The organism is Hadarchaeum sp. (SeqCode) (genome assembly GCF_049969415.1).
Lineage (GTDB): Archaea > Hadarchaeota > Hadarchaeia > Hadarchaeales > Hadarchaeaceae > Hadarchaeum.
Window position 1 is genome coordinate 1 of sequence record NZ_JBMFOX010000070.1, and the last position, 3,116, is coordinate 3,116.

At 49.6% G+C, this 3,116-nt stretch carries 3 protein-coding genes and 1 pseudogene; 3 read left to right on the plus strand and 1 reads right to left on the minus strand.

The window, feature by feature from the left end; all coding sequences use genetic code 11:
- The 3 genes and pseudogenes from ACP5PX_RS07645 to ACP5PX_RS07655 all read left to right on the plus strand — a co-directional run.
- Positions 1-188: pseudogene (locus ACP5PX_RS07645) on the plus strand (ATPase); the annotation flags it as partial.
- Complete coding sequence (locus tag ACP5PX_RS07650) at positions 185-1,372, plus strand: DNA cytosine methyltransferase (protein ID WP_428085372.1); 1,188 nt, start codon at positions 185-187, stop codon at positions 1,370-1,372. The pseudogene ACP5PX_RS07645 and the gene ACP5PX_RS07650, both read left to right, overlap by 4 nt.
- Before the next feature lie 5 nt (positions 1,373-1,377).
- Entirely contained in the window at positions 1,378-2,295 is a 918-nt protein-coding gene (locus ACP5PX_RS07655) for a Cfr10I/Bse634I family restriction endonuclease (RefSeq protein ID WP_428085373.1), read from the plus strand.
- Positions 2,296-2,307: 12 nt separating this feature from the next.
- Here ACP5PX_RS07655 and ACP5PX_RS07660 read toward each other — a convergent pair whose 3' ends face one another.
- On the minus strand, positions 2,308-3,009 hold the full coding sequence (locus ACP5PX_RS07660) for a hypothetical protein (RefSeq protein ID WP_428085374.1): 702 nt from the start codon (positions 3,007-3,009) through the stop codon (positions 2,308-2,310).
- Positions 3,010-3,116: the final 107 nt, after the last annotated feature.

Consider the following 3,116-nt stretch of genomic DNA (forward strand, 5'->3'; position numbering starts at 1 on the left):
ACGTGCGCAAGGAGTGCCGCCTCCGCCCAGACCAGCTGGACGCCCTCACCGCCCTGGCCCGGAGGCTGAACCGGGAGAGGAAGGGGAAGGGGGAAAGGATCACGGAGAACACCCTCATCCGTTGGGCGGTGGACATCCTCCTCCGCAAACCAGGTCTTTTGAGTGAAATTGAGGAAAAGCAAGTATGAGCTACCAACCAACTCTGCTCGAGTTTATAGCTAGCGAGAATGCCCGCGAGGGGGAAAAAGCAAAATCTGGCCTGGGTCAATTGCACGACATCTATTTTCCGGCCATCTCAACGTATAGTGGAGGAGGTTTAATGGACATAGGTTTTGCACAAGAAGGAATAATCCCTGTACTGGCGGTCGAGATCGATACGGACTTTTCGCATGCCTACGAGCAGGCAGCCGTACCCCTAATAAAAGCATCGGGCAACACCAGTTCTTCGGTTGCAGTTAAGGTGCTAAATGAAGACCTGACCGGGATAGATGCGAAGAGGTTAGCAGGCCTGGCCGAGGATCTGTCTTTTGCCAACCACTTCGGCGTCCCGGTGACAGGAGTGCTTGGCGGACCCCCATGCCAAGATTTTTCCATCGGAGGGAAAAATCTTGGTGTGAAGGGCGATCGGGGGAAGCTTGTTTTTGACTTTATCGAAAAAGTCAGAGAGATGAAGCCGCTCTTCTTCGTTTTTGAAAATGTCAAAGGACTCTACACGACCAAAAAGCACCGGGAAAACGCTTTTGACAAGCTGGTCCTCGCGTTTCGTGAAGTAGGCTATCTCGTCCAGTACAGAATTATCAACGCTTTGGAATATGGCGTCCCTCAAGACAGAGAAAGGGTCTTTATCGTGGGTTTTAGAAAAGACCTCTCCGTCGCATACAGAGCTTTTCGCTGGCCCTCCCCCAAATATCCCGGAGTCAAAGCTCTTCCCTGGCCAGCGAAGAATCCCGTGGGCGCCGAAGTCCAGACCGATCCCCGGCTACCAAGGGAGCTGATGGTCATCACCGCGTTTCAAGGGGTTGACCATCTCCCCAACCAGGAAGATTTCTTCCAGCCAAGATCTCCTAAGTTCTGGCAAATTGAAGAAGGGGATGATTCCCGAAAATCTTTTAAGCGGCTTCACAGGTATCGGTACAGCCCAACCGTCGCTTACGGCAATAACGAGGTTCACCTTCATCCAGTTGAAAACCGCCGCATCACAGTTCGCGAGGCGCTCAGGTTGCAAACAGCTCCCGACACCTACGTCTTACCCGGGGATATGAGCCTGACAAAGAAATTCAAGCTGGTTTCCAACGGGGTTCCGGTCCTGCTCTCCCGCCTCCTGGCAAGGAGCATAAAAAAAGCCTTGGTGTCCGCTCTTGAGCAGGGGTAAGATGTATGGCAGCAAAAAAGAAAAAGGGGCTTGACACCATTGGTTTTATTGAAACCCTTAAGGGGAAAGATCTGGATATTCAAAATCTAGATGAAGTTCTCGCTCGTTTTAAGGAAGATGCGGAGAAACAAGAGGCCTCAGCACAAGCCATCGCGAGAGCAAGGGGTGAAATAGCAGAACGCTTGATAATTTGGTACCTGTATACTGCCGCCAGAAAAAAACTTGATCCCCTAGCGTTTAACCAGCTTTTATGGGTCAAGTTGCCCTCCTCAAAGGATGAGGGTGCTTCAAAGTTCCTCTCTTTGCTCCAGGTACCAGAAGAATCCGAGATTACTTCCTTGCTTTTTAAGGATAACATACTCAAGCGGATCAAGTTTCCGTCACCAGATCTTGTTTTGATCCGTAAGCCGTCCACCCCATCCGCTGAGCAACCTTCCCTCTTCACAAACCACCAGGATGAGAACGGAGATTCCGCGGGCGAAAGCCCGAACGCAGTTATTGATAAACTCATGAAAAACAGGGAAAGCTTGAAAGTTGCAGCTACAGAAATAATTGCTGTTTTTTCCATAAAAACATCTTACCGCCCGGACAGGCGGTACCAGCTTCTTTACGAAGCCTCCATGCTGCAAGCCCTAGCCCTACTTTTGAGAAATGCAAATCCGGTACCGTACTTCTCTATTATTACTACAGATGAAACAGATGATGATGAAGAAGAGAAAAATGAAACAGATAGCGATCTTTCCCGATTTATCGGACCGCACCACCTAGCTTGCCTAGCTTGCTGGATTCACAATCAAAATAAAAGCAAGGAGTTTTTAGAAAATTACATCAACGGTCTCAAGCTGATAGAAGGTACCTTCTCCATAACGAGCATGGCCAATGCCGAGACCTTTATTGAGAATTACATTAAAGGTTTAATCTAAGTACTCACCAATCTAAGTACTCACCGGGTTTCTGGCCCACGAGCACGTTCGAGCGAGAGGGCATAGCGAACAAAAAGGCCTCTTTGCAACGCACTTCTCCCGCGACAAATCTAGCAAGAAGTAGTTTCCCAAAGAAGGAGGGCCTGGAAAAGCGCTTATATACGCGAAAGAACAACCCCACAAAACCGGATCCTTGTGCGGCGAGCTTCTCTTCCGGATCGGGATCGCAGTATACCTAACCCAAAACCTTGCTATACCTGTATCAACGATGGGGGCGCGAAGCTCGCACGCAAAAGACAAAACAGCTCCCGCTATATAAGGCCCGATGCCTGGTATTGACAAGAGAGCCTTCCAGTCACAAGGAACAGAACCTTTGAATTTCTCGCATAGCACGGAAGCAATTCTAATTAGTTCAAAAATCCTCCTCCTTAAACCGAGGGGTCTGAGAATGTGCCATAATTCTTCCTCGGAAGAACGAGCGAGTATACACGGTTCAGGAAATTTTTTGATAAAATCAAGAAAAACGGAACGAACTTGAGAAGCCGTGGTTTTTTTGAGAAGGATCTCCGAAACTAAAACTGTGTACGGAGTTCTTTCAAAGCGCCAGGGAAATTCAAGCGAAAAAGGATCGTAGCCAACCTGATGAATGTATGTCCAGGCCAGCTGGGCTACCTGGATCCCCTGCGGACAGCTAGAGTTAAACGGCCCCACCACTAAATGCTACGTCCGGCAAGGCCCGGGCGGCCTCCTCCAGGCGCTTGCGGGAGACGTGCACGTAGACCTGGGTGGTGCTGATGGAGCTGTGGCCCAGGAGCTCCTTC